At 37.3% G+C, this 26206-nt stretch carries 26 protein-coding genes and 1 rRNA gene; 12 read left to right on the top strand and 15 right to left on the bottom strand.

Translation table 11 applies throughout. The annotated features are described in order from the left end of the window. Window positions 1-90: 90 nt before the first annotated feature. Window positions 91-1642, bottom strand: a 16S ribosomal RNA gene (locus tag JFT89_RS20415). 352 nt (window positions 1643-1994) lie between these two features. Here JFT89_RS20415 and JFT89_RS20410 point away from each other — a divergent pair. Then, a complete protein-coding gene (locus tag JFT89_RS20410; RefSeq protein ID WP_002063699.1) occupies window positions 1995-2351 on the top strand; it encodes a YgzB family protein in 357 nt (118 codons plus the stop codon). A gap of 86 nt (window positions 2352-2437) precedes the next feature. On the opposite strand, the gene perR is transcribed toward JFT89_RS20410, so the two are convergent. The 6 genes from perR to JFT89_RS20380 form a co-directional block, all read right to left on the bottom strand. After that, complete coding sequence (gene perR, locus JFT89_RS20405; protein ID WP_165762387.1) at window positions 2438-2866, bottom strand: peroxide-responsive transcriptional repressor PerR; 429 nt, start codon at window positions 2864-2866, stop codon at window positions 2438-2440. A 300-nt stretch (window positions 2867-3166) separates the two neighbouring features. Continuing rightward, a complete protein-coding gene (bcp, locus tag JFT89_RS20400) occupies window positions 3167-3622 on the bottom strand; it encodes a thioredoxin-dependent thiol peroxidase (protein WP_002010353.1) in 456 nt (151 codons plus the stop codon). 44 nt (window positions 3623-3666) lie between these two features. Next, on the bottom strand, window positions 3667-4071 hold the full coding sequence (locus JFT89_RS20395) for a potassium channel family protein (RefSeq protein ID WP_002063698.1): 405 nt from the start codon (window positions 4069-4071) through the stop codon (window positions 3667-3669). A gap of 72 nt (window positions 4072-4143) precedes the next feature. Next, window positions 4144-4929, bottom strand: a complete 786-nt coding sequence (locus JFT89_RS20390) for an ABC transporter permease (RefSeq protein WP_002091114.1) — start codon at window positions 4927-4929, stop codon at window positions 4144-4146. Between the two features lie 4 nt (window positions 4930-4933). Next, window positions 4934-5725 (bottom strand): ABC transporter permease, encoded by a 792-nt coding sequence (locus tag JFT89_RS20385; RefSeq protein ID WP_000521522.1) that lies wholly within the window; start codon window positions 5723-5725, stop codon window positions 4934-4936. Then, a complete protein-coding gene (locus tag JFT89_RS20380; protein ID WP_002010347.1) occupies window positions 5718-6731 on the bottom strand; it encodes an ABC transporter ATP-binding protein in 1014 nt (337 codons plus the stop codon). Before JFT89_RS20380 ends, JFT89_RS20385 begins: the two co-directional genes overlap by 8 nt. A gap of 127 nt (window positions 6732-6858) precedes the next feature. Between JFT89_RS20380 and hemL the strand changes: the two genes are divergently transcribed. From hemL to JFT89_RS20365, 3 genes are all read left to right on the top strand, one after another. Continuing rightward, a complete protein-coding gene (gene hemL / locus JFT89_RS20375; RefSeq protein WP_002010346.1) occupies window positions 6859-8157 on the top strand; it encodes a glutamate-1-semialdehyde-2,1-aminomutase in 1299 nt (432 codons plus the stop codon). Window positions 8158-8360: 203 nt separating this feature from the next. Continuing rightward, window positions 8361-12797 carry a glutamate synthase-related protein gene (locus JFT89_RS20370; protein WP_002063697.1) on the top strand — a complete coding sequence of 1479 codons (4437 nt, stop codon included), beginning with the start codon at window positions 8361-8363 and terminating at the stop codon, window positions 12795-12797. A gap of 424 nt (window positions 12798-13221) precedes the next feature. Beyond that, window positions 13222-14310 carry an aromatic acid exporter family protein gene (locus JFT89_RS20365; protein ID WP_002063696.1) on the top strand — a complete coding sequence of 363 codons (1089 nt, stop codon included), beginning with the start codon at window positions 13222-13224 and terminating at the stop codon, window positions 14308-14310. A 13-nt stretch (window positions 14311-14323) separates the two neighbouring features. Here JFT89_RS20365 and JFT89_RS20360 read toward each other — a convergent pair whose 3' ends face one another. The 4 genes from JFT89_RS20360 to JFT89_RS20345 all read right to left on the bottom strand — a co-directional run bounded on the left by JFT89_RS20360 (window position 14324) and on the right by JFT89_RS20345 (window position 17712). Continuing rightward, window positions 14324-16084 (bottom strand): ABC transporter ATP-binding protein, encoded by a 1761-nt coding sequence (locus JFT89_RS20360; RefSeq protein WP_002063695.1) that lies wholly within the window; start codon window positions 16082-16084, stop codon window positions 14324-14326. A gap of 54 nt (window positions 16085-16138) precedes the next feature. Further along, window positions 16139-16669: a nucleoside tri-diphosphate phosphatase gene (ntdP, locus tag JFT89_RS20355; protein ID WP_000506630.1), complete on the bottom strand. Its 531-nt coding sequence runs from the start codon at window positions 16667-16669 to the stop codon at window positions 16139-16141. A gap of 319 nt (window positions 16670-16988) precedes the next feature. Continuing rightward, entirely contained in the window at window positions 16989-17243 is a 255-nt protein-coding gene (locus tag JFT89_RS20350; RefSeq protein WP_000997588.1) for a YgaB family protein, read from the bottom strand. Between the two features lie 187 nt (window positions 17244-17430). Beyond that, window positions 17431-17712, bottom strand: a complete 282-nt coding sequence (locus tag JFT89_RS20345) for a gamma-type small acid-soluble spore protein (RefSeq protein ID WP_002125062.1) — start codon at window positions 17710-17712, stop codon at window positions 17431-17433. Between the two features lie 124 nt (window positions 17713-17836). Here JFT89_RS20345 and JFT89_RS20340 point away from each other — a divergent pair, with 124 nt between their 5' ends. Continuing rightward, window positions 17837-18013 (top strand): hypothetical protein, encoded by a 177-nt coding sequence (locus JFT89_RS20340; RefSeq protein ID WP_002091123.1) that lies wholly within the window; start codon window positions 17837-17839, stop codon window positions 18011-18013. 238 nt (window positions 18014-18251) lie between these two features. Here JFT89_RS20340 and mutY read toward each other — a convergent pair whose 3' ends face one another. Next, entirely contained in the window at window positions 18252-19349 is a 1098-nt protein-coding gene (mutY, locus tag JFT89_RS20335) for an A/G-specific adenine glycosylase (RefSeq protein WP_201040535.1), read from the bottom strand. Between the two features lie 149 nt (window positions 19350-19498). On the opposite strand from mutY, the gene JFT89_RS20330 reads away from it, so the two are divergent. Beyond that, the gene (locus tag JFT89_RS20330) at window positions 19499-20479 is read left to right on the top strand and encodes a metal-dependent hydrolase (protein WP_002010329.1); all 981 of its coding nucleotides are present in this window, start codon (window positions 19499-19501) and stop codon (window positions 20477-20479) included. A gap of 24 nt (window positions 20480-20503) precedes the next feature. Here JFT89_RS20330 and JFT89_RS20325 read toward each other — a convergent pair whose 3' ends face one another. Beyond that, a complete protein-coding gene (locus JFT89_RS20325; RefSeq protein ID WP_002010328.1) occupies window positions 20504-20770 on the bottom strand; it encodes a YfhJ family protein in 267 nt (88 codons plus the stop codon). Between the two features lie 122 nt (window positions 20771-20892). On the opposite strand from JFT89_RS20325, the gene JFT89_RS20320 reads away from it, so the two are divergent. Together JFT89_RS20320 and JFT89_RS20315 are read left to right on the top strand one after the other, a co-directional pair. After that, complete coding sequence (locus tag JFT89_RS20320; RefSeq protein WP_002010326.1) at window positions 20893-21051, top strand: small, acid-soluble spore protein K; 159 nt, start codon at window positions 20893-20895, stop codon at window positions 21049-21051. Between the two features lie 32 nt (window positions 21052-21083). Beyond that, on the top strand, window positions 21084-21236 hold the full coding sequence (locus tag JFT89_RS20315) for a YpzG family protein (RefSeq protein WP_000122093.1): 153 nt from the start codon (window positions 21084-21086) through the stop codon (window positions 21234-21236). Window positions 21237-21300: 64 nt separating this feature from the next. Here JFT89_RS20315 and JFT89_RS20310 read toward each other — a convergent pair whose 3' ends face one another. Together JFT89_RS20310 and recX are read right to left on the bottom strand one after the other, a co-directional pair. Then, window positions 21301-21618, bottom strand: coding sequence for a YfhH family protein (locus tag JFT89_RS20310; RefSeq protein ID WP_002063694.1), 318 nt, complete (start codon window positions 21616-21618; stop codon window positions 21301-21303). Window positions 21619-21627: 9 nt separating this feature from the next. Continuing rightward, a complete protein-coding gene (gene recX / locus JFT89_RS20305; RefSeq protein ID WP_002029629.1) occupies window positions 21628-22440 on the bottom strand; it encodes a recombination regulator RecX in 813 nt (270 codons plus the stop codon). 81 nt (window positions 22441-22521) lie between these two features. Between recX and JFT89_RS20300 the strand changes: the two genes are divergently transcribed. From JFT89_RS20300 to JFT89_RS20285, 4 genes are all read left to right on the top strand, one after another. After that, window positions 22522-23427 (top strand): TIGR01777 family oxidoreductase, encoded by a 906-nt coding sequence (locus JFT89_RS20300; protein ID WP_042889942.1) that lies wholly within the window; start codon window positions 22522-22524, stop codon window positions 23425-23427. Window positions 23428-23574: 147 nt separating this feature from the next. Beyond that, complete coding sequence (locus JFT89_RS20295; RefSeq protein WP_002010318.1) at window positions 23575-24705, top strand: amidohydrolase; 1131 nt, start codon at window positions 23575-23577, stop codon at window positions 24703-24705. 240 nt (window positions 24706-24945) lie between these two features. After that, window positions 24946-25503 carry a GNAT family N-acetyltransferase gene (locus JFT89_RS20290; protein ID WP_201040534.1) on the top strand — a complete coding sequence of 186 codons (558 nt, stop codon included), beginning with the start codon at window positions 24946-24948 and terminating at the stop codon, window positions 25501-25503. A gap of 110 nt (window positions 25504-25613) precedes the next feature. Continuing rightward, entirely contained in the window at window positions 25614-25733 is a 120-nt protein-coding gene (locus tag JFT89_RS20285; protein WP_000358484.1) for a YfhE family protein, read from the top strand. Window positions 25734-26206: the final 473 nt, after the last annotated feature.

Raw genomic sequence — 26206 nt, 5'->3', positions numbered from 1 at the left:
ATTTAAACTTGAGAGATAGTTCTCTCAAAACTGAACGAAACAAAACAAGTCAACGTTTATTGATGAACTGCGTTCATCAATTCTCCATAGAAAGGAGGTGATCCAGCCGCACCTTCCGATACGGCTACCTTGTTACGACTTCACCCCAATCATCTGTCCCACCTTAGGCGGCTGGCTCCATAAAGGTTACCCCACCGACTTCGGGTGTTACAAACTCTCGTGGTGTGACGGGCGGTGTGTACAAGGCCCGGGAACGTATTCACCGCGGCATGCTGATCCGCGATTACTAGCGATTCCAGCTTCATGTAGGCGAGTTGCAGCCTACAATCCGAACTGAGAACGGTTTTATGAGATTAGCTCCACCTCGCGGTCTTGCAGCTCTTTGTACCGTCCATTGTAGCACGTGTGTAGCCCAGGTCATAAGGGGCATGATGATTTGACGTCATCCCCACCTTCCTCCGGTTTGTCACCGGCAGTCACCTTAGAGTGCCCAACTTAATGATGGCAACTAAGATCAAGGGTTGCGCTCGTTGCGGGACTTAACCCAACATCTCACGACACGAGCTGACGACAACCATGCACCACCTGTCACTCTGCTCCCGAAGGAGAAGCTCTATCTCTAGAGTTTTCAGAGGATGTCAAGACCTGGTAAGGTTCTTCGCGTTGCTTCGAATTAAACCACATGCTCCACCGCTTGTGCGGGCCCCCGTCAATTCCTTTGAGTTTCAGCCTTGCGGCCGTACTCCCCAGGCGGAGTGCTTAATGCGTTAACTTCAGCACTAAAGGGCGGAAACCCTCTAACACTTAGCACTCATCGTTTACGGCGTGGACTACCAGGGTATCTAATCCTGTTTGCTCCCCACGCTTTCGCGCCTCAGTGTCAGTTACAGACCAGAAAGTCGCCTTCGCCACTGGTGTTCCTCCATATCTCTACGCATTTCACCGCTACACATGGAATTCCACTTTCCTCTTCTGCACTCAAGTCTCCCAGTTTCCAATGACCCTCCACGGTTGAGCCGTGGGCTTTCACATCAGACTTAAGAAACCACCTGCGCGCGCTTTACGCCCAATAATTCCGGATAACGCTTGCCACCTACGTATTACCGCGGCTGCTGGCACGTAGTTAGCCGTGGCTTTCTGGTTAGGTACCGTCAAGGTGCCAGCTTATTCAACTAGCACTTGTTCTTCCCTAACAACAGAGTTTTACGACCCGAAAGCCTTCATCACTCACGCGGCGTTGCTCCGTCAGACTTTCGTCCATTGCGGAAGATTCCCTACTGCTGCCTCCCGTAGGAGTCTGGGCCGTGTCTCAGTCCCAGTGTGGCCGATCACCCTCTCAGGTCGGCTACGCATCGTCGCCTTGGTGAGCCGTTACCTCACCAACTAGCTAATGCGACGCGGGTCCATCCATAAGTGACAGCCGAAGCCGCCTTTCAATTTCGAACTATGCAGTTCAAAATATTATCCGGTATTAGCCCCGGTTTCCCGGAGTTATCCCAGTCTTATGGGTAGGTTACCCACGTGTTACTCACCCGTCCGCCGCTAACTTCATAAGAGCAAGCTCTTAATCCATTCGCTCGACTTGCATGTATTAGGCACGCCGCCAGCGTTCATCCTGAGCCAGGATCAAACTCTCCAATAAAGTTAGTTTGTCTAGCATCTAAAAATAAAAATTGACGTTCACGTTGTTTGTTTCGTTCAGTTTTCAAAGAACTACTTAGTCGCTCAATTGCGACTTTCTTATGTTAACATCTTCGCATTCCGATGTCAACTAAGTTTTTCGAATTTCTTTTTTTGTCGTTCACTGCGTTTCCGCATCAGCGACGTTTATTAATATATCATGCAGTATATGTAGGGTCAATACTTTTTACAAAAAAATTTCACATCCCGTTAAAAGCTTAAAAAATCATATCTCCTTATCATTTTACTAAGTTTACACACGAATGAAAATTCTAAATTTTATGTTATATTGTTATTATAGGAGCGTGGTGAGAATGAGCATTAAATATTCGAACAAAATCAATAAAATTCGGACCTTCGCATTAAGTTTAGTATTTATCGGTCTCTTCATTGCATACTTAGGAGTCTTTTTCCGTGACAACATTATTATTATGACAACATTTATGATGGTTGGCTTTTTAGCTGTTATCGCTAGTACTGTCGTTTACTTTTGGATTGGTATGTTATCTACTAAGACTGTACAAATTATTTGTCCAAGCTGCGATAAGCCAACAAAAATGCTTGGTCGTGTCGACGCATGCATGCATTGCAACCAACCTTTAACACTGGATCCGAGTTTAGAAGGAAAAGAATTTAATGAGAAATACAATAAAAAAAGCTATAAAGGATAACACGTACTTTCACTTTAGTATTTTTTCATCCCTATATAATAAAGAAAGAGGGTGACTTAATCGTCACCCTCTTTCTTTATTATATATTACGCCTTATGACACTCTGGACAAACGCCATAAATTTCTAAGCGATGACTATTAATAATGAATCCTGTCGTTTTCGCAGCTTCCTCTTCAAGCTGTTCCAAACCTCCATAAGGAAAATCAACAATCTTACCACATTTTTCGCAAATCACATGATAATGTTGACTTGTAACATAATCAAATCTACTTGAAGCGTCCCCATAAGTTAATTCCTTTACAAGTCCAACTTCTTTAAACACACGCAAGTTATTATAGACAGTTGCAACACTCATATTTGGAAACTTACCTTCTAATGCTTTATAAATGTCATCCGCTGTTGGGTGCGTCATAGATTCCACAAGGTACTCTAAAATAGCATGACGCTGTGGAGTAATGCGTACACCCGTATTTTTCAGCATTTCTAGCGCTTCTTTTAATTCTTCTTTGACCACCGTCATGCACCCCGATTCTATACGGATTATTATTTTATAATTCTTATAAAGAGTGTACTCTTTTTCTTATAAATCGTCAATATTTCTACTATAAGTATGTGGTTTATTTTTGTATATAGCCTTATTCTTATGTACCTTCCCGCATTTCCTATACATTTACATAGAAAAAAGTGCGACATAATCGCACTTGGAATACTATCATCTGAGGAGGTATGCCCTACACTTTCACTTTATGTATCGCAAGAAAATATGTATAGACGCATGCCTTACATATGTATTTTTTTCCACATTAATATAGATTTATTTTATATAAGAAAGAACGTCCTCAATATGTCCCTTCACTTTCACTTTACGCCATTCTTTTACAAGTTCACCATCTTTATTGATAAGGAATGTAGAACGCTCGATTCCCATGTACTCTTTTCCAAAGTTCTTTTTCAACTTCCAAACATCGTACAATTCTGCTACTTTATGATCTTCATCTACTAAAAGTACAAATGGAAGCTCATGCTTCTCGATGAATTTCATATGTCTGTTCACCGAATCAGGACTTACGCCAAGGATGACCGTGTCCTTCTCTTGGAATAATCCATATGCATCACGAAAATCACATGCTTCGGTTGTACACCCTGGAGTCATATCTTTCGGGTAAAAATATAAAACTACATTTTTACCTCGGAAGTCAGCTAAGCGGATTTGTTCTCCGGTACTTCCCTCTAATGTGAATTCCGGTGCTATTTCTCCTACTGTGATCATTGTTATCACTCCTTTTCTTTTCTATTACTATAACAAATGCTACCTTATTTTTCATTGTCCATTACAGTCCTTACCACAAAAGCAAACGGTAATGTATATCCAATTAATGCTTCTCCAATTGCAATCCATCTTCCGATTCCAATCGGAGCTATATCACCATATCCAACGGACAATAAAGTAACCGCGCTAAAATATAAACATATTTCAACGAGTTGAAAGGAATGAGCACTTAGCCTATCCCCATCTTCTTTTAAAACCGCAAAACCCATTTCCTCTAGCACAACATAACTTAATCCAAACGCAATCAGTACCGTTGTATAAATTAAAAACAACGTAACTAAATTGTACAGCGAAAAGAAACGATTGGAATTTGAATATGAACTCCATAATAATTGGACACTTCTCAAAATAGCGATTGCCGCAATTAATAGAATAAATCCCCATAACATGTCCTCCACCTCATTTTATATGTATGAGGACTATAGCTGATTTATCCCTTAGAAACGAACAAGCTTCTATAATTAATTCCCCGCACCACGATATCGTTTAACCCCTTGATTCCAGAGGGTAATTGCAATAGTAAAACAGATAACACCAACAATCGGCGTTGCGAAAGCATAGCTATTCCACTCTGTTTTTCTTAAAAAGTATGCTGCTGGATATACCCCAACAAATGCAAACGGTAAAACAAACGTTAAAACAAAGCCAATAACACGGTTATAAATATCAACAGGATAGCGTCCATAATTCCCTATGTTATACATAAGCGGCATAATGGAACTTTTCGCATCCGACCAAAAGCCAAGACTTGCAAGCGTAACAAATATCCCGCCGTACACAAGTGCCCCTCCCCCTACCATAAGTAGGAATAAGAAGAAATCATACCAGTAAAAAGATAATTGCAGCTCCATTGCTGCATAACCCATCACAATAATCCCCGTAATGGCTCCAATTAAAGATTCAAGTTCCATTCTTTCTAATATAATTTGAAATAAACTATGAATCGGTCTCGTTAATATACGATCCATTTCTCCTTTAATAATGTAACGATCATTAAAATCCCATATATTAAAGAAAGCTGAAAAAATGGCAAACGGTACTAAAAAGAAACCATAAATAAAGATTACTTCTTCTCGGCTCCACCCTTTTAGTGCTTGGGTATGCCCAAACACAACGAGAATGAAGATTAAATTAACAGCTTGTAGTGATAAATCTGAAAGTAATCCGACGATAAAATCGCCACGATACTCCAATTTTGTTTTTATATATTGACTTGCATATTGCAAAAATAATTTTATATATATCATCTCATCATCCCCCTTGTACGATTAGACGTTTTCTCGCCGTTTTCCACATCAGTACAATTGGAATAATAAGTATAATTGCCCAAATCACTTGAAATAATAAAGCTTCATATAACTTACTTCCTTGTATACCTTCAGAGAAAATCATACTTGGAATATAACTAATTGCTTGAAACGGTAAAAACACCATTGCTTTTTGGGCCCATAACGGATAAAAACTAATCGGTAATAATAAACCAGAAAATAAATCGATAACAACACGTTTCGCATACATAATTCCACTATTATTAAATAAGAAGAATGTAAGCATTCCTGTCATTAAATTTATTTGTGTATTAATGATAAAACTAAATATTAAAGATAGGAAGAAATATAACCATGTTTGAAAATTCGTTGTAATTTGTAATGAAAATAATAACGTAACAATAACCATGCCCGGAATCGAAAAGAAAGCAAAACGAAATATCCCTTCTCCAAGCCCTTGCATAACTTTCATACCTAAATAGTTGTACGGACGAATTAGCTCTACCGCCACACGTCCTTCTTGAATTTCCATCGCAATTTCTCTATCTATATTATTGAAATAAAAAGCGCGTGCCATCCATGCGATCGCAATATACGTAGTCATTTGTGAAATAGATAAACTTTCAATATTCTCTTTCCCGCTATAAATTGCTTGCCATAAAAAATAATACGCACCAATGTTAATCGTATAAATTAAAATCCCGCTGTAATAATTTGTACGATAAGCAAGCATCATTAAAAAGCGAATCCGAATCATTTCAATATACTTACCCATGCATAATACCTTCTTCATAAATGTTACGAATAATTTCCTCTGTAGACACTTCGTTAATTTTCAAATCTTTAATTTGAAAGGCTTGTACTACTTTAGAAATCAACATAGAAATGATAACTTCTTCATTCGGTATTTTTGCAACCCATGCGTTTTCTTCTTTCGCTTTTAACCAAACAACATGGCTATCTGGCATAACCATTGATAACTCCTGGTATGAAACTGGGGCAACAAACTGAAAATGTATTTCCTTCTCTACTCCCCACTGCGTACGAAGATTATCTAAAGATCCGTCATACATAATATTCCCTTCATCAAGCATGATGACGCGTTCACATAAAGCTTCAATATCAGTAATATCATGTGTCGTTAATAAAATTGTTGTTTTATAACGTTCATTCATCTCTTTTAAGAATTCTCGTATTTTCAATTTCACAAGAACATCTAGTCCAATTGTTGGCTCATCTAAAAATAATAACGGCGGATTATGAATTAACGCCGCTGCCAATTCACAACGCATTCTTTGACCAAGAGATAATTTCCGTACCGGTTTATCTAACAAAGGACCGATATCTAACGTTTCAATAACATGTTCCATATGTTCCTTATACTGAGCGTCTGATACACCGTACACTTTCTTCAATAAACGAAATGATTCTTGTACAGCAATATCCCACCAAAGCTGGGAACGCTGACCAAACACAACGCCGATTGTTCTTACAAATTCTTCTCTCTGTTTGTGTGGATTCATTCCATTCACTGTAATTTGTCCTGATGTCGGAGTCAAAATCCCTGTAAGCATTTTAATCGTCGTTGATTTACCAGCACCATTCTCACCAATATAACCAACCATTTCACCTTGCTTTACAGTAAAAGAAACATCATTTACTGCTGGTACTATTTTATAATTACGATTTAATAAATCGCGAAATGCACCCTTTAATCCCGGACGGCTTGAATAAGCTGTAAACTCTTTACGTAACCCTTGTACCTCAATTACCGATTTCATAATCGGACCCCCTTCCTAAATGTCACAACGAATAGTTTACCCAACTGCTCCTTCTATCACAAACAATACGTCTTTTCAAAAAACATGTTAGAATAATACATAGATTTTTGTAAGGAGATGAATTGTAGTGAATTTCACAAAATCAGAAGCGTTACATAAAGAAGCTTTAGAACATATCGTTGGTGGTGTTAATAGTCCTTCCCGTTCTTTTAAAGCAGTTGGAGGCGGTTCTCCTGTTGCAATGGAACGCGGAAAAGGTGCTTATTTCTGGGATGTAGATGGAAATAAATATATCGACTATTTAGCAGCGTATGGCCCTATTATTACTGGACATGCTCACCCACACGTAACAGAAGCAATTAAAACAGCGGCTGAAAACGGCGTACTATACGGTACTCCAACAGCATTAGAAGTAAAATTCGCAAAAATGTTAAAAGAAGCAATGCCCGCTTTAGATAAAGTTCGCTTCGTGAACTCTGGTACAGAATCCGTTATGACAACCATTCGTGTTGCTCGTGCTTACACTGGCCGCACAAAAATTATGAAATTCGCTGGTTGTTACCACGGTCATTCCGATTTAGTACTTGTAGCAGCTGGCTCTGGTCCTTCTACTCTTGGAATTCCTGATTCAGCGGGTGTGCCACAAAGTATCGCTCAAGAAGTTATTACTGTTCCATTTAATAATGTAGAAACTTTAAAAGAAGCGTTAGATAAATGGGGACATGAAGTAGCAGCTATCCTTGTAGAGCCAATCGTTGGAAACTTCGGTATTGTTGAGCCAAAACCTGGCTTCCTTGAAAAAGTTAATGAACTTGTTCACGAAGCTGGTGCACTAGTAATTTATGATGAAGTTATTACTGCTTTCCGCTTTATGTATGGCGGCGCTCAAGACTTACTTGGCGTAACCCCAGATTTAACAGCACTTGGTAAAGTTATCGGCGGTGGACTTCCAATTGGTGCTTACGGTGGTAAGAAAGAAATTATGGAACAAGTTGCACCGCTCGGCCCTGCATACCAAGCTGGTACAATGGCTGGGAACCCTGCTTCTATGGCATCAGGGATTGCCTGTCTAGAAGTACTTCAACAAGAAGGCGTATACGAGAAATTAGATGCACTTGGCGCAATGCTTGAAAAAGGAATTTTAGATCAAGCTACAAAACATAACATCGATATTACAGTAAACCGTCTAAAGGGTGCATTAACTGTATACTTCACAACAAATACAATTGAAGATTACGATGCAGCCAAAAATACAGATGGTGAAATGTTCGGTAGATTCTTCAAGCTGATGCTTCAAGAAGGTATTAATTTAGCACCTTCTAAATATGAAGCATGGTTCTTAACGACAGAACATACAAAAGAAGATATTGAATATACAATTGAAGCTGTTGGCAGAGCATTTTCTACCCTAGCGAACAATAAATAATCTCTTCATTACAAAAGGAAAAAAGAAAGCCCATCTCTCTTTTTTCCTTTTTTCTATTTCATAAATCCCTCATTAATAGTATAATTATTCATAATTATCTGTTTTATATTCTTTTATATCCTTACTATCCATGTATACAAGGCAGTTCACGCCTTAAATAGTAAGATTATTCAAACTTCATTTTCCAGAGGGGGGATTGACGGATGCTCAACAAAAAAAATAAATGGACACCGTCTTTATTTCGGAATTATAAAAATGCAGAACATGATGCGTGTGGAATCGTTTCCGTTATGGAAAAACGAAGAATTCCTACAAAAGAAAACATCGATCTTTGTATACAATCGCTAGTCAAAATGAATCATAGAGCTGGTTTCATTAATGGCGAGGGAGATGGTATCGGAATTCATATCGACATGCCAAAAGCACTTTGGAATGAAAAACTGAAAAGTAGCGGATATAATCCAACGATTGTGGATCATCCCCACTTTATCGTTGGACATTTTTTTCTAAACAAAAAAGAAAACATTGCTGAGTTAAAAGATTACATTCGTACGCAACTAAACAATGAAAGCTTTACAATTGTTCTCGAAAATGATGATGTAATAAACTCAGATGCACTCGGTCCTCTTGGTAAACAAGAAGAACCTTTATTTTGGCAAATTGCCCTTATCGCCGAAAGTGAAGTTAAAAATATTGAACAAACATTATTTTCTGTAACAATAAAAATCGAAGAAAATGAAGCAATTCATGTTGCCTCATTAAGTCATGAACATGTTGTATATAAAGTTCTCGGTGCTGGCGATACACTCGTTGCTTATTACAATGATTTACAACACCCACTTATCGCTTCAACTATGACACTAGGACATAATCGCTATTCTACTAATACGTTATCTAATTTTTTTCGTGTACAACCATTTAGCATTCTCGGACATAATGGCGAAATTAACACGATTGCAAAATTACGCGATCAAGCTGAAATGATTAATGTACCACTTACTGCCGGCGGCAGTGATTCCCAAGATTTAAACCGCACCTTAGAAACCCTTCTCGTTCAGTATAACTACAGTTTATTTGAAGCAATGGATATATTATTTCCACCAATTATTAATGAAATAAAACTTTACGAAACAAACTTACAAAACTTATACACTTATATACGTGAGGCTTGGGGGCATTTCGCACAAGGTCCAGCTGGTATTATTTCACGTTATAAAGATGAAGCTGTTTTCAGTGTCGATTCCCTTGGATTACGCCCAGTTTGGAAAGTAGAGACAGAGAGCTCCTATATTTTCTCTTCTGAACCTGGAGTTGTATCACCAACTGAATATGTAGCAGAGCCGAAACCACTCGCTCCTGGAGAAAAAGTTGGATTAAAATGGAATCAACAAGATGAGCTCGTTCTCTATGAATACGACAATTATCAAATTGAAGTATATAACCGTTTTAAGAAACGAATCGATGTTACCAATTATCATGTAAACTTATCTATCCCTGAAACGAAAGAAACTGAGGGATTATGTGATTCGGTTCAAGTTGAAACGAATCAATACGTCGCTTTCGGCTGGGATCGAGAACATATTCAGCTCCTTGAACAAATGGCGACAAAAGGCGTCGAACCAATTCGGTCACTTGGGCATGACTCACCACTTGCCGCACTTGATACAGATAGACGAAATATTGCTGATTTCATTAAGGAAAGTGTAGCTGTTGTTACAAATCCAGCAATCGATCGCGATCGCGAAGTTGAACACTTCTCCACACGTACTGTACTCGGAGAGCGTCCGGGTTTACTTGATAACTCTAAACAACCATTTGTAATCGAGATGCTTTCACCCATTATTTTAGAAGGGAATTTAGCTCAATCTATCGCGGCAGACTTACACACGATTACGTACGAACAACTTATACAGCTATTCATTACTCATAGCTCTGTCTCTACAATTTCTGTTACATTTAGTCCATCAGAAACTCTACAAATCGCATTAAATCGAATTAGTTCCGAAGCGATAGCAGCCGTTAAAAATGGTGCTTCCCTACTATTATTAGATGACGCTAAATCTCATCAAAATGAACTGTTATGGATTGACCCACATTTAGTTACTGCTAAAGTACATCAAGCATTAACTGAAAATAAATTGCGCCGGAAATGCTCTCTCGTTATACGTTCCGGTGCCCTTCGCTCCTTACACGATATCGTCACGCTATACGGATTAGGGGCAGATGGTATTAATCCATATTTATTGTTCGCAACGGTAAATGATGAAACAAAAGTACCAATTACTAATTTGTATACCGCACTTAATAAAGGACTTGAGAAAGTAATTTCAACGATTGGAATTCATGAATTACGCGGTTACGGTCGCCTCTTCTCCTCTATTGGATTACATGAGGAAATCGCAAATATATTACAAATTACAAACTTCTGCGGTTCAAATAATTTAGCTTTTTCACTTGAATCACTTGCTGAAGATGCAAAAATTCGAGCTGAGGATTTTAACAATCCAAAAGTTAGAATGCGAAAATCATTTCATATATTCCCGCGGATTTGGAAAGCAATTGGTGATGTTGCAAAAGGAAATTCTTATGATGATTACCGCGACAAGTTAAGTGAATTAGAAAAAAACACTCCCATCGCAATCAGGCACCTTGTTCAAACAAAACAAGCACAGCATGTAGTTCCGACTGAAGAAGTGTCCATCGGCATTCACAATCATGATTTACCATTTATTATTAGTTCTATGTCATTTGGTTCTCAAAATGAAATTGCCTTTCGCGCGTATGCAGAAGCTGCCGATCAGCTAAATATGATTAGTTTGAACGGTGAAGGCGGCGAAATTAAAGATATGATTGGTAAGTATCCACATACACGCGGACAACAAGTTGCATCTGGCCGATTTGGAGTAAACGCTGAACTACTAAATTCATCAAATTTAATTGAAATTAAAATAGGTCAAGGAGCAAAGCCTGGTGAAGGTGGACATTTGCCTGGTTCAAAAGTAACTGCTAAAATTGCGGAAGCACGTAATGCTACAATTGGTTCGGATTTAATTTCACCTTCTAACAACCATGATATTTATTCAATTGAAGACTTGGCTCAAATGATTACAGAAATTAAAACGGCTAATCATCTTGCAAAAGTAGCTGTAAAAGTTCCTGTCGTTCCTAACATCGGAACAATTGCTGTTGGTATCGCAAAAGCTGGCGCTGACTTTATTAACATTAGTGGATTTGATGGCGGAACAGGTGCTGCGCGTATTCACGCATTGCAACATGTTGGTCTTCCTGTAGAGATTGGTGTTAAAGCTGCTCACAATGCGTTACTAGAAGCAAATATGAGACATAAAGTAGAGATTTGGGCAGATGGCGGTATTCGAAGTGTAAATGACGCCTTAAAAATCATGCTCCTCGGAGCAAACCGGATCGGATTTGGCACATTATCAATGATTGCAATTGGCTGTACAACTTGCCGTGGTTGTCATCTTGATACGTGCCACGTCGGAATTGCAACACAAATTGAATCTGAAGCTCAAGCGAAAGAACATGGACTGCGCCGTTTCGTTCCACGTGAATTAGAAAGCGCAGTTACAGGGCTATTAAGCCTATTCACTACTTTCGGTACAGAATTGAAACGTTTAACAGGGCAGCTCGGTTACACAAACTTACAAGATATTATCGGACGATCGGATTTATTAGAACAAACTCGAGGCAAGGACTTATTAGACTTACGTAATTTAATACAAACGATAGAAGATTCATCTGTGAAAATAACGGCATCTGTACAAGAAAAACAATTTGAAACAACAAATTCTCTCCAGTCAAAAGAATTAGTAAGCGTCGGCGTAGAGCAACGCGTAATGGGCGGTCTAGAATCCTGTTATCGTATTCGTAGCAAATTATATGAAAACACTCATCTTGAACCACTTACATTAAAGTATACAAACGGATCTGTTCCCGGAAACGGATTAGGCGCGTACAATAGCGAGAACTTATTTATACACGTAAATGGTGGCGCGCAAGATGGAATTGGAAAAACTTCATTTGGCGGTGGCATTTATATAACGAAAGCAAAAGGAACAGATGGAACATATTATAACGGTTCTGTCGGAAAAGGATTTGGATACGGCGCTCAAAAAGGTGCATTATACGTGCAAGGTAACGCTGATGCTCGTGCTGGCATTCGCCTTTCTGGAGCAGATATGATAATTGGAGGCAGAATTACAAAACCACTCCGCGAAAAAGAACAAGGAAATATCGGAGTATATTCTAATATAAAAGGATTTGCTTTTGAATATATGACAAATGGTCGCGCTCTTGTTTTAGGAGATCCTGGTCCATGGATTTGTGCCGGCATGACTGGTGGTGTTGTTTATTTACATCATGAGCCAAACTTAGGTTTAACAGAACACGCTTTAAAAAGAAGAATTGCTAAAGGTGCAAATGTAACATTGCAGCCAATTAGTAAAAATGGTTTGCAAGATGTGAATGAATTATTATTAGACTACATTCGTGTATTAAATGAGCACGAACAATATGAAGAAGTCGCTTTGTTAACACCATTATTAGATGATATCCAGCTTCACTTCTATGAAATTATCCCGAAAAAAGAACAGGCGGATCCATCTATTTCAACTGAATGACATGTACAATATTTATTTTCATAAAGTGAAACTTTAATCAGTGGGGGTTTTGTTCATCCCCCACTGATTATTAGCCCTCACCAATCGGGCGTTTACGGGCAGTTGATCTTCCACCTAACTTCTTTGCTCCAGTCGCATTTTGAAGTGGGAGTTTTACTGCCCACAAATAGCGTGATAAAAAAATTGACGAAGCGAGCATCGCATAGTAATCTAGACTAACAATTTGAAACCTGCTGAAATTCAGCAGGTTTTTTTATTAAAGAATAGATGTTTAAAGAGAATTTGGAGAAATTATAAATTGATTTGTAATTTATTTATTAAACTTTTTAACGTCACTAAAATATCACTTGCTAACATATTGTAATGAATGTATAGTATCATGTTGTACATTCATTATGACAAGAGAAAGGATATCAATAAGGGTATGAAACTTGGTGCTCGCATTTTAAAAACGGGTATTGCCATTACATTAGCTTTATTTGCTTGTATTTTACTTCAATTACCGAGTCCTGTATTTGCGGGAATCTCAGCTATCTTTGCTGTTCAACCGTCTGTATACCGCTCGTATTTAACTGCTCTTGAGCAAATTCAAGCAAACGTAATTGGTGCTGTATTCGCTATCGTATTTGCTACTGCTTTTGGACATAATCCTTTTATTATTGGATTAACGTGTATATTAGTAATTGCTCTTACTTTACAATTACGCTTAGAAAAAACAATATCACTCGCTTTAGTAACAGTTATCGCCATTATGGAGTATCAAGGCGAAGATTTCTTTAATTTTGCCTTACTTCGATTCGCGACGATTATGATTGGAATTATTGCGGCTTCGCTTGTAAATTTAGTATTTATGCCGCCAAAATATGAAACAAAACTTTACCATCGCATCGTTGATAATACAGAGGAAATTGTTAAATGGATTCGTATGAACAGTAGGCAAGCTTCTGATTTTACAACGCTAAAAACCGATATTGATCGCATGAAAGAAAAAATGATTAAACTAAATCATTACTATTTGCTGTATAAAGAAGAAAGAAGCTATACGAAAAAAATACAATTCGCGAAAATTCGTAAGCTCGTTTTATTCAGACAAATGTTAGCGACAACAAGCCGCGCTTTAAGCACGTTAAAATCATTACATCGCACCGAAAATGAACTGCGCTATATGCCAGAAGAGTTTCAGGAATCTATTCAAAACGAACTTGATTCATTAACGCATTATCACGAACAAGTGTTATTAAAATTTATTGGTAAAGCAAAGAAACAACAATCCGTTGAGATGCTTGATGAAGTTGAAACCGGTAAACAAGAATTGATTGATATCTTTATGGATTATCAAAATAAGGACGATGAGGAAGCATATAAAATATGGTTACACCTCTTCCCTCTTATTTCTTCAATTATTAACTACAGTGAGGAAGTAGAGCATTTAGATTTACTTGTGGATAGCTTCTACACATACCATAAACCAGAAAGCGAACTCCAAATCGAAGATAAAAAAGAAGACGAATAAAAAACAGCTCCTTTTACGCTAAAGGAGCTGTTTCTGTTATATGTTGAAGTTGATATAGATTGTAATAAAATCCCCTCTTTTTCATTAACTCTTCATGAGAACCCTTTTCTTTTATTTCACCATCTTCAACATAAATAATTGTATCAACATGCGTAATCGTCGCTAATCGATGTGCAATAATAATTGTTGTCCGATCTGCAGCTAACGTTTGCAGTGCCTCTTGAATATATCGTTCATTTTCTAAATCTAAAGCGGAAGTTGCTTCATCTAATATAAGTAAAGACGGATTCTTTAGAAAAACCCGTGCGATTGCTACACGCTGTCTTTGTCCACCAGATAATTTCACACCACGTTCCCCAACGACAGTATCATAGCCCTCTGGCAACTCTGTAATAAAATTATGAATTTGTGCAGCTTTGGCAGCTGAAATCACTTCCGCCTCTGTAGCTTTCGGATTGCCATATAAAATATTAGCCCCGATTGTATCGCTAAATAATAAATTATCTTGTAGCACAATTCCAATATGACTACGTAAATTTCTCATATTATACTTTCTTACATCTATCCCGTCTATATAAACTGCACCTTCAGAAACATCGTAAAAACGCGGAATTAAACTAGCAAGAGATGACTTTCCTCCTCCACTTGCCCCTACAAGCGCAACCTTCTCTCCCGGGCGCATAGTTAATGACAGATTATGCAATATTTCTTTTTCATCCGCATTATAACGAAAAGAAACATTATCAAATATAACTTCCCCATCTAGCCTTTTCGTTTGCACCGCATTTGGCACATTAACAATATCGTATTTTTCATCCAACAATTCAAACACTCGATCCATCGAGGCGAAAGACTGTGTTAATGTTGTAGATGAATTAACAAGGCGACGAAGCGGACTATATAAACTATCCATATATCCAACAAAAGCAACCATCGTACCCAGTGTTAACGACCCTTGAATTACCTCATATGTCGCAAAACCAATAACAAGTAACGGCCCTAAATCCGTTAACGTATTCACTACCGAAAACGTTCTCGCCGTCCAACTCGTATGAGTTAGTGCTTTCGTTAAAAATTCATTATTTCTCTTTTCAAACTGTCCTCTTTCATACTCTTCTAATGCAAAACTACGTGTCACTTGCATCCCTTGAATACGTTCATGTAAATACCCTTGCATAGTTGCTAACGCTTGCGAGCGCTCTTTCGTCAATTTTCGAAGGCGCCCGAAAAAATATTTCACTGCAACTACATAAATAGGTAAAATTAATAAAGCAACAAAGGTTAATTTTATATTCATAGAAAACATAACGATAATGGCAATAACAATTGTTGCAGTATCTAACCAGACATTCATAAGACCAGTAATTACAAAGTCCTTCGTTTGTTCTACATCATGGATTACACGTGAAATAAGCTCCCCTGTTTTTGTGTTCGAATAATAACGTAAGCTCAATTTTTGCAAGTGCCCAAAAATGTATTTTCGTAAATCGTATAGTATTGTATTGGCAATGCGCTGCGCGAAATATTGACGATAATATTCTATCGGCGGTCTTACTACTGCAAAAATAAAAAAAGCAATCCCAATTGCGGTTATTAATTGAGACGTTTTTTCTTGAAGCGATCCCGTGCCTTGAATAACATCATCAATAATATACTTTAATAACCATGGCATAATAAGCGGGATACCGAACTTCACAAGACCAATAATAATTGTAATAGCAATAAGCCATCGATATGGTTTAACAAATTGTAAATATCTTTTTATACCTTGCACATAATCCCCCCTCTAATAGGACAAACCTGCCGGGAAATTCCCTGCAGGTTTGTTTTAATTTCTGTACATTAAATATCTTTCGTACCACATATCTACGAAATCCGGTGCGAATGGACCTTTTCTTTGATGAATCCACTGTGTTAAATGTGCTACATTTCGTTTTAAAATTGTATCAATAACAGGTGGATACTGCATGATTTGACTATGCTTTTCATACTCATCTTCATCCAAAAGCGTATATGTCATATCTGGATACACTTTAATGTCTAAGTCGTAATCAATATACTTTAATGCTTCAGAGTCATATGCAAAAGGAGAACTTAAATTACAATAATAATATACTCCTTCTTCTCTCAGCATTCCAATTACATTAAACCAATAATTAGCATGGAAGTAACAAATCGCAGGTTCGCGAGTAACCCATGTTCGACCATCTGATTCCGTAACTACTGTACGATCATTTGCTCCGATCACAAGGCTCTGCGTCCCTTTTAAAATTGTTGTCTCTTCCCACATTCTATGAATGGAGCCATTATGTTTATAACTATGTATTTGTACCTTTTCTCCTTCTTTGGGGAATCCCATATATGCTCCCTTCTTTCAACCGCAAATGCTTTTCTTAAGTTGTCTTAACTACCCCTTGAACTGCATTCACTTTTTTTCTATTATAACTTTTTTGTCAAAATTTTAAAACTAAAGCGATAGGACACTTGTTTTCATGAGGAATATAATGAAGTTTGTATTATTGAATACCACATCACTAACCCTTTTAACGAAGGAACATTTCCTATGAATTAGCAATACGTATTTTAGAAGATTAAACGAAGATATAACAAAAAGAAAAGCCCCCTCACCTCTGTTTAAGAAAGGACTTTTCACCTAAAATCAACAACATATCTCACCCTTAATTTGAAATTATTTTTTCGATTTCAAAAGATTGAATCACATTATTCGTTTGCTGTTCAAATTTTTCATGTAAAAGTTTTAATGCTATTTCTGTTCTATATATTTCTTGACGGATAAAATGCAATTCTTTTTTATCGCACGTATCCCTTTCACTCATTTCAATTTGCTGATACTTCTCTAAATGCGATTGTAACTTTAAAAGCTCATCCATCGTTTCCAACTGCTCTCCTACCAACTTATCAAAGTCGTTCATCACTTACCCCCTTTTTGATTCATTCGCCATTTATAATTCCTATTACATATTTCTAATCGTGAACTTCTTTCTCCTTTGACTACATTTGTTGACTTATTAGAAGTTATGTCGTTCCCTTTATTTTCATTACAGTGACACGCACACAAAGAAAACACTTCTCTCGAATTGGAGAAGTGTTTTTCTTTCATTACTCGTTTGAACTAGAAGATTGTGATTGTTTTGCAGCTGATTGTGCATTTTGTTTTTTCACTGCATGCACATCTGTTTCAGTTGCAAACTCTGTACCATAACTAGCATTTGCACTTTGAGCAGCAGAAGCTTGTGCTTTCTGTGCCTCTGATTGTGCGTTCGCTTGTTTTACTGCTTGTACATTCGTTTCAGTTGCAAACTCTGTACCATAGCTAGCATTTGTACTTTGAATGCTAGCACCAGAAGTTGCCTTATTATAACCTTGTTGTTTTTTACTCATCTTTCTCACCTCCACAACAAATAATGTAACCAATCTATCTAGAATCTATCCGTAATTTTCTTTTTATAATTTCCGCATATATCTCTTATCACTCATTCAAACTACACATGATGGAGGTGGGAATATGTATACTGGACGTGATATGACTGAGCTAACTATGATTTCCAAAAATGAATGGAAAGAGGATGAATTAGCTTATTTTCATCATTCATTTCAGCAAATTATGCCTTATCTAAATGTAGAGGGCCAAACGATTTATAAAGAAGTTGTGAAAGAAATCGAGTCACGGGGCGGATTATAAACGCGTGGATTTTCAACCTCAAAATACAAATTTATTTTCAATATAAAAAACGTGTTCCAAAGTTCTGGAACACGTTTTTATTATTTATCCCGCTATTTGCCGGGCAGTAAGACCACACCTCAAAATGCAGCGAAAACAAAGAAGTTAGGTTGGGGTCGGGCTGCCCATAAAAGCCCGATTGGTGAAGGCTAATAATCAGTGGGGGATGAAGAAAACCCCCACTGATTAAAGTTTCACTTTACTGCATTGTAATTTTCTCAACACACTTTTCGTAAATTGTACGATGTGATTTCGAGAAAGGTAACTGTTCAAACGCTTCTTTCGATACAAACTTTAATGTATCCGTTTCGACAATATTACCTGTTACTTTTCCGTAAAATATGAAGATATCCCAAGTACGATGTGTAAAAGTATGTTGTACATTCATCGCGTATTCATCAATAGAAACAGAGAGATCAAAGCTCTCCTTCATATAATCCGTAAGCTGTTGTTTTTGATTACGAATACCTTCACTTAGTTCAATATTCGGGAACTCCCACATATTAGCCAGTAATCCCGTACTTGGGCGTTTATTAATTACGTAACGGCCATCTTCAGTTTGAAGTACTCCTGCAACGAGCGGTACCATTGTAGGTGCTTTCGCTTTACTCTTCACTGGTAGTTCTTTTTGAACACCTTCAGCATACCCTCTGCAATGTTCACGTACAGGACAAAGTAAACAAGATGGATTTTTCGGTATACAAATTAATGCCCCTAATTCCATCAAACCTTGGTTAAAATAAGATGGATTTTCTATAGAAATAATTTCACGCACAATCTCTTCAAAAACTTTTCTCGTTTTCGGTTTTGCAATATCATCCCACACTGATAAAATACGAGATAATACGCGCATAACATTTCCATCAACCGCTGGCTCTGGTATGCCATATGCAATACTTAAAATGGCACCTTTTGTATATGGTCCCACTCCTTTTAATTTTTCAATTTTCTTTACATCGCTCGGTACTGTCCCGCCGTATACTTCTTTTACCTCTTTTACTGCAGCATGTAAATTTCGTGCTCTAGAATAATAACCTAAGCCTTCCCATGCTTTTAATACTTCTTCATCATCGGCAGTTGCTAGCGCTTCAAGCGTAGGAAACTTCCCCATAAAATTTGCGTAATATGGTTTTACAGCCTCTACCCTTGTTTGCTGTAACATAATTTCTGAAACCCAAACACGGTATGGATCTTTATTTTTTCGCCACGGTAAATCACGTTGTTCTTTTTCAAACCAATCAATTAAATCATTTTGAAACTGTTCTATGTTAAACTCATTTAATATTTCAAGTGTCAAACTTGATCCCCCTCATTTTTTTGCATATACGTACTATTATAAAGATTTTAGGAAAAAATTTAAGTAAGATGACATAGGAAATAGAAGGCAAAGGACTTGAGGTATCGAATAAAAAGAGTTACATTAATAAAAAACGGAGGTGGATTTCTATGGACACAGCCACTCACCTTGTTATGGGCGTTACTCTAGGCAGTTTGGCAACATTAGATCCAGCTATAGCACAAAGTGATATTGGGCCACAAGCAGTGATGCTTGCAACAATTGCCGGTTCCAATATTCCTGACATCGATACAGTTTTAAAATTGCGTAATAACGCTAAATATATAAGAAATCATCGCGGGATTACTCATTCCATCCCTGCAGTGATCCTTTGGTCACTCCTTATAAGTGGCATCTCTTTCGCCTTCTTTTCAGACGCTCCCTATCTGCATCTACTACTTTGGTCATTTATTGCCGTCTTTCTTCATGTCTTTGTGGATATTTTCAATGCCTATGGTACACAGGCATTAAGGCCCTTCACAAAAAAATGGGTAGCGCTCGGCATAATTAATACGTTTGATACTGTCATTTTCTTTATCCATATACTAGCTATCGCCTGTATGCTTGTCGGAGCACATAAAGGCTATACTGCTTTAGCAGCGTATATATTAATGTTTGTTTACTACATTGGGCGCATTATGATGCATCGAAATATCAAAAGCGTAGTATACAAACGTTTCAAAAATGTAGAGAAAGTAATTATTTCTCCTTCTTACAAATTTTATCATTATCATTTAGCCGTCGTTACAACTGAACATTACTACGTCGCAAGATGGCACCGCGGTAACATCCTTGTATACGACAAATTCGATCGCGTACCGTTCCCGAATACCGCCATTATGCAAGCTGCTGTGCGAGATGAAAATATATCTGCTTTCTTATCTTTCTCGCCTGTATATCGCTGGGATATTTTCGATTATGATAACTATTATGAAGTTCGATTTATTGATTTGCGGTATCGAAGTAAAGATTATTATCCATTCGTCGCAATCGTTCAGCTCGATCAAAATTTAAATATTATTAGTTCATATACAGGATGGATTTTCAGCGAAGAGAAACTTCGAAAGAAACTGGAATTGCTTCCACATTAAAAAAAGCGACCTACGTCGCTTTTTTTAATGTTTCAAATGATCTTCTTGATTGATTAAATGGCTATACTTCGGATTATTTGTACGCATTTCATGAAGGCGCCCTCCATGATTATTAACCCATGTTCGTACCACTTGTTCAGTCATTTCCTCACCTTGGTAACGACCTGATTTAGCATAAGTTGTTCGGAAGTCTTCCCACAGTAATTCAACCCATGCACGAGCTTGTGCGTAAGAAAGGTTGTCATTTTTATCTAATAATTCTTTCGTTAATGTTTCATAAATATCATTCATGTTCTATTCTCCTTTTACCTATTTATTCCCTTAATTTCTAAAGGATAGTTTCTTCTATTTTGCACATTCTATAAGTGATACTTCTTAAAGAGGTATCAACTGATAATGAGGGGGCGTTCTTAATGGGTAGACAAGCCGAATTTTGGTCTGAGTCAAAAAACAACAGCAAAATCGACGGTCAACCGAAAGCGAAATCACGCTTCGCTTCGAAACGACCTAACGGCACAATTAACACGCACCCACAAGAACGTATGCGTGCTGCAAATCAGCAGGAAGAGTAGTACAAATTAAATTCCTACACGAGGTGATAAAGATGAGCTACCGTGATCGTTTAGATAGTCGTTCTGAATTATTTAACCATACGTGGACTCGTCCGAAACATGCGAAAGCGCAAGTTAACGGACAGACGCAACAAACCCAGTCTCTCATTATATTGGCAAACGAATGTAAAAAACGCCAATTTTAGAATCTCCTATCTCCTTTAACGCCTACCAAAGATAAAAACCAGAGAGAGATTCGCTCTCTGGTTTTTATTTTTCTTGCAATAGGGAAATTGGTATTCCAATCTCTTCCTTATCATTTTGCTTATATCCCCAAGCAAATACCCCATTGAAATACGTAATTTTAAATACCACACCAGGTTCTTCTACTAATTCATATGTCTCACCAATATGGAATTTATTTATATCTATCATATAAGCACGAGCCATAGCCATTTTTCTCATTAATACATCGAATTCATTTACAATTCCAAGTTGCTCAGCCTTTACTGCTTGCTCCTTCAAAACCCCAATTTCTTCCCTTAGCTCATGTGGTGTCATTTCACTGTAGCGTTTTGGCGTACCCATCTTATTTCCTCATCCCTCTTCACGTTTCATTTGTAAAAATATATCTATCTCATCAATAGAGAATCCTTTTCGATATAACGCTTGCTTCACCTTATTTTCGAATGTCCAACCATCATACTTCTTATATTTCTCATAATATTTATTCCCATGATAGTGTAACGCTTCTTGTTGCTGTTCGTCATCTTTTTCGTCTTTCAATTCTTCCAAGCAAATTTGAATCACATCTCTAGAATATCCTTTACGAACAAGCATTTCATCTAACTTTAGCTTCATTTGTAAAAATGAATGCTTTTGATAAGATTTTTTCTTCTTTTCTATAAGAAACAAAGCATTCTCCATTTGCTTCTCCTTTGGATACTCTTGTAAACTATGTGTAATGATTAAATCCTGAACACCTTTACTTAATAGCCCTCTCCTAATAACAGTTGGACCTTTTTGATTCACATTACTTTGCGTTCGCACGTATGAAATAGCGTACTCTTTATCATTAATATATCGATCATGTAATAATTTCGAAACGACTTCAGAGATGATGGCCTGTCCCACTTCTTTTTTTCGTAAGAAATCTTCTATTTCTTGTTTTGTTCTCATTTGATAGGATAAATAGGAAATCGCTTGTAAATATGCTTTTTGTACCTCTTCATTGTACAAAATATTCCCTAACGCTACTTCATCAATTTCTAAGCCTTTTTGTAACCCGTGTTTCATTAAGATTGATTGATTCACACTAAACCCGTACTCTTCGCCTTGACCTTTATCAATATAAATATTAAATCGTTCTTTCGATCGTTTTTGCACTTCTATTTTTGTAATGACAGTCATACTCTCACCTCTCTATTATTTTAACATAGTCAAGGAACGTTTTTTCTTTTCAAGAATATATATAATGAGGAGGAAATGATTGTGAAAATCGCAATTTCTGGTGGCTCTGGCTTTATAGGCAAATCCCTTTCTAGTTTTTTTATTCAAAAGGGATTTACTGTTTACATTCTTACTCGAAAAAAAATTGCTGAAACTTCACACACTAACCTTCAATACGTACAGTGGACACCGGATTTACAGACCTTCCCTCTCTCCTCTATCGATGTAGTTATTAATCTAGCTGGAGAATCTATTAATAGTAGATGGACAAAAAAACAAAAAGAATCAATTTTAAACAGTAGAATTCAAACAACAAAAGGACTCATTAAACAATTACAAACCCTTGAAACAAAGCCACACACATTTATTAATGCAAGTGCCATTGGATACTATGGGACATCTGAAACCGAATCTTTTACAGAACAGAAAGAGACTCCAGGAGATGACTTTTTAGCAAACACAGTATATTTATGGGAACAAGAAGCATCTAAAGCCCGCTCCATTGGAATAAGAACTGTCTACACAAGATTTGGAGTCGTATTGGGCGCAGATGGAGGAGCTCTTCCAAAAATGCTACTTCCCTATCAATTATATATCGGCGGTACACTTGGATCTGGAAACCAATGGTTATCATGGATTCATATAGACGATGTCGTTCGCATGATTGATTTCATCATTCACAAAAAAGAAATTGACGGACCTTTTAATATTACAGCGCCAACGCCAATACGGATGAAAGAGTTCGGTAAAACCATTGCCACTATAACTAGGCGACCTCATTGGCTACCTGTTCCTTCATTTGTACTTCGCGCTTTACTCGGTGAGATGAGTATACTTGTATTAGAAGGGCAACATGTATTACCCAATAAAGCTATTAAACATGGATATCAATACACATTTCCAACAGTTAACCATGCATTACAAAATATCCTCTTGCATACAATGTAGTACTTTTAAAATACAGTTTTACGGGTAGTCTATCTCCGCCAAGACTTCTTACTTTTTAAACACCGGAGCATTACTACACGAAAAACCTTTCAGTTACTTTGTCTAAACCTATTCTACACATTACAAGGTGACGGAAATGAGGTCTCTATGAAAATATTGCTCAAACAAGCCATTGTATATCCTATTACATCCCAAAAGTTTCAAGGAGATGTACTCGTTATAGGAGAACGCATTGCCGCGGTCAAACCTCATATTGATACTACTCAGGATATGACCGTTATAGATGCACGAGCTCTTCATCTCTTGCCTGGATTTATTGATGTTCATACTCACCTTGGCCTCTACGATGAAGGTACTGGTTGGGCTGGTAATGATGCAAATGAAACATCCGAAGTTTCAACACCACATATCCGTTCTTTAGACGGGATTCATCCTTTTGATATTGCATTTCAAGACGCTGTACAAAATGGTGTTACGACTGTTCACGTGATGCCCGGAAGCCAAAACATTATCGGCGGTACTACTTGCGTAATAAAAACTGCTGGAACTTGTATTGATCATATGATTATTCAGGAACCTGCTGGTTTAAAAATTGCCTTTGGAGAAAACCCTAAAAAGTTCCATAGCAACGGTACAAAAGAATCAATAACACGTATGGGAATTATGGGGTTACTTCGTGAATCATTCTATGACGCACAACACTACGGGCATGAAGCTGATTTTCGAATGCTACCTATTTTAAAAGCACTCCGCCGAGAAATACCGGTACGTATCCACGCTCACCGCGCAGATGATATCACTTCAGCTTTACGCTTTGCGACAGAATTCAATCTTGATTTACGTATTGAACATTGTACAGAAGGACACTTTATTGTTGAAGAGCTTTCGAAACACAATTTAAAAGTTTCAGTTGGACCTACTCTTACGCGACGTTCGAAAATCGAACTTAAAAACAAAACGTGGGATACTTATCATATTTTATCGAAAAATGGAGTAGAAGTTTCTATTACAACCGACCACCCTTATACACCAATTCAATATTTAAATGTTTGCGCTGCCATTGCAGTAAGAGAAGGATTAGATGAGAAAACAGCGTTGGAAGGAATCACTATTTTCCCAGCTCGAAATTTACGTTTGGAGGATAGAATTGGAAGCATTGATGTTGGAAAAGATGCTGACCTCGTGTTATGGACACATCATCCTTTCCATTATTTAGCCAAGCCTGTACTCACTATGATTGACGGAAAAATAATTTACAAAAAAAATAAAAAAAACTAGTTTATTTTTTTGACTAGATACAGTATTATACGATTATAAACTGAATGAAACCATAATCAATTTGTGTCGTGATTATCATTTTCAAATTGATGAATGGGGAAGGCAAATGGTGCGCCACCAGCGTTAGAAACTGGTTCTAGTGGGTTCGATTCCCACCCCGAAATTTTTTAAAGATTGATATAAAAATTTCGAGGGTGGGTGCTTTTTCGTCATGCTACCCTCGTGTGAGGAGGAGTTAGTGTGTTGAAAAAACGCGACTTACACGACAGCCACGTTCTATACGAATTAATGGTGGATCCTGCTGTCTTCCCTTTTGTGCGTCAAAAGGCCTATTCTTATGAAGAATATTTATTTTTAACGAAACAAACAATCGAAGCCGAAGAGCGTGGAGAATTAATCTCACGCACAATTTTAGATGAATGGGGTAACCCCATCGGCACAATTACTTTATTTGATGTGCAAGAAAAAGCTGGATTCCTCGGAACTTGGCTTGGCAAACCATATCATGGTAAAGGATATAATAAATTGGCGAAAGATTCATTTTTTAGCGAACTTTTCTATGAATTAGATATTGAAACGATTTTTATGCGTATTCGTAAAATAAATATTCGGTCTATTAAAGCTGCCGAAAAACTACAATATGTAAATCTAGCAAACGAAACAAGAAAAGCCGTTTATGATGAAATTAACGCGCATGGAGAAGTATATAATTTATATGAAATTCCAAAAGATCAGTATACACTTGCAACAATGCGAGATACAACATTCCAAGAAGCACACCAATTAAAAGAAGCGTAATCTAAAAATTCAGAAATGATAATTAATCATTACTAGTTTGACATATATGTATATCACCCCATGTCTTTGGAAACGATAGATAGTGACTTTAGGACACGAGGTGATTTGTAATGGATAAAAAGAAACGTGATAAAGCAAAAAACACATTATCTAGTACACAAGAAGTTCTCTATCAGCGAGAATTTCGAAAAGCAGATCGTGCAGCGGGCTATCGCTCAAAAAGTATTTAAAGTGAAACTGAATAATTAGAAGGTTTCCCCCCTAATTATTCAGTTTCATTACATAAGATTTTCCAATGAATTAGCAAAAAAGGTTCCTTATTTATAAGGAACCTTTTTTGTGGACAACCTTATCCACAAAAACCGTAGAATTGTGCATAAATTACAAAAGTATTTTACGAATTCATTTATTTAAATGAATTCGTAACGTGAGAATTGTGGATAATTTTCTAAAAATTGTGGACTATGTGGATATAGTTATTAATATTTCGACTTTACTGTCTAATAGAAGCGCAATCCTTTGTGGATAAAGTGAAACTTTAATCAGTGGGAGTTTTGTTTATCCCCACTGATTATTAGCCCTCACCAATCGGGCTTTTGCGGGCAGTGATCCCCATCTAACTTCTTTGCTTTCGCTGAATTTTGAGGTAGGGGTCTTACTGCCCACAAATAGCGGGATAAGTTAATAATTCACGTTTATTTTT

This window comes from Bacillus sp. TH25, assembly GCF_016650935.1.
Taxonomy (GTDB): Bacteria; Bacillota; Bacilli; order Bacillales; family Bacillaceae_G; genus Bacillus_A; species Bacillus_A mycoides.
Note: the sequence above shows the minus strand (reverse complement) of the source record. Positions and strands in the feature narration are given on the sequence as shown.

Excerpts from the sequence above, each read along its gene's own strand:
- JFT89_RS20330 (WP_002010329.1), top strand. The coding sequence starts at position 19,499 with ATGGACACAGCCACTCACCTTGTTATGGGCGTTACTCTAGGCAGTTTG.
- JFT89_RS20350 (WP_000997588.1), bottom strand. The coding sequence starts at position 17,243 with ATGAACGACTTTGATAAGTTGGTAGGAGAGCAGTTGGAAACGATGGAT.
- JFT89_RS20315 (WP_000122093.1), top strand. The coding sequence starts at position 21,084 with ATGAGCTACCGTGATCGTTTAGATAGTCGTTCTGAATTATTTAACCAT.
- recX (WP_002029629.1), bottom strand. The coding sequence starts at position 22,440 with ATGACTGTCATTACAAAAATAGAAGTGCAAAAACGATCGAAAGAACGA.
- JFT89_RS20340 (WP_002091123.1), top strand. The coding sequence starts at position 17,837 with ATGTATACTGGACGTGATATGACTGAGCTAACTATGATTTCCAAAAAT.
- JFT89_RS20310 (WP_002063694.1), bottom strand. The coding sequence starts at position 21,618 with ATGGGTACGCCAAAACGCTACAGTGAAATGACACCACATGAGCTAAGG.
- JFT89_RS20370 (WP_002063697.1), top strand. The coding sequence starts at position 8,361 with ATGCTCAACAAAAAAAATAAATGGACACCGTCTTTATTTCGGAATTAT.
- JFT89_RS20380 (WP_002010347.1), bottom strand. The coding sequence starts at position 6,731 with ATGAAATCGGTAATTGAGGTACAAGGGTTACGTAAAGAGTTTACAGCT.
- ntdP (WP_000506630.1), bottom strand. The coding sequence starts at position 16,669 with ATGGGATTCCCCAAAGAAGGAGAAAAGGTACAAATACATAGTTATAAA.
- JFT89_RS20410 (WP_002063699.1), top strand. The coding sequence starts at position 1,995 with ATGAGCATTAAATATTCGAACAAAATCAATAAAATTCGGACCTTCGCA.
- JFT89_RS20365 (WP_002063696.1), top strand. The coding sequence starts at position 13,222 with ATGAAACTTGGTGCTCGCATTTTAAAAACGGGTATTGCCATTACATTA.
- JFT89_RS20285 (WP_000358484.1), top strand. The coding sequence starts at position 25,614 with ATGGATAAAAAGAAACGTGATAAAGCAAAAAACACATTATCTAGTACA.
- JFT89_RS20325 (WP_002010328.1), bottom strand. The coding sequence starts at position 20,770 with ATGAATGATATTTATGAAACATTAACGAAAGAATTATTAGATAAAAAT.
- JFT89_RS20320 (WP_002010326.1), top strand. The coding sequence starts at position 20,893 with ATGGGTAGACAAGCCGAATTTTGGTCTGAGTCAAAAAACAACAGCAAA.
- JFT89_RS20295 (WP_002010318.1), top strand. The coding sequence starts at position 23,575 with ATGAAAATATTGCTCAAACAAGCCATTGTATATCCTATTACATCCCAA.
- bcp (WP_002010353.1), bottom strand. The coding sequence starts at position 3,622 with ATGATCACAGTAGGAGAAATAGCACCGGAATTCACATTAGAGGGAAGT.
- JFT89_RS20385 (WP_000521522.1), bottom strand. The coding sequence starts at position 5,725 with ATGGGTAAGTATATTGAAATGATTCGGATTCGCTTTTTAATGATGCTT.
- JFT89_RS20395 (WP_002063698.1), bottom strand. The coding sequence starts at position 4,071 with ATGTTATGGGGATTTATTCTATTAATTGCGGCAATCGCTATTTTGAGA.
- JFT89_RS20345 (WP_002125062.1), bottom strand. The coding sequence starts at position 17,712 with ATGAGTAAAAAACAACAAGGTTATAATAAGGCAACTTCTGGTGCTAGC.
- JFT89_RS20390 (WP_002091114.1), bottom strand. The coding sequence starts at position 4,929 with ATGATATATATAAAATTATTTTTGCAATATGCAAGTCAATATATAAAA.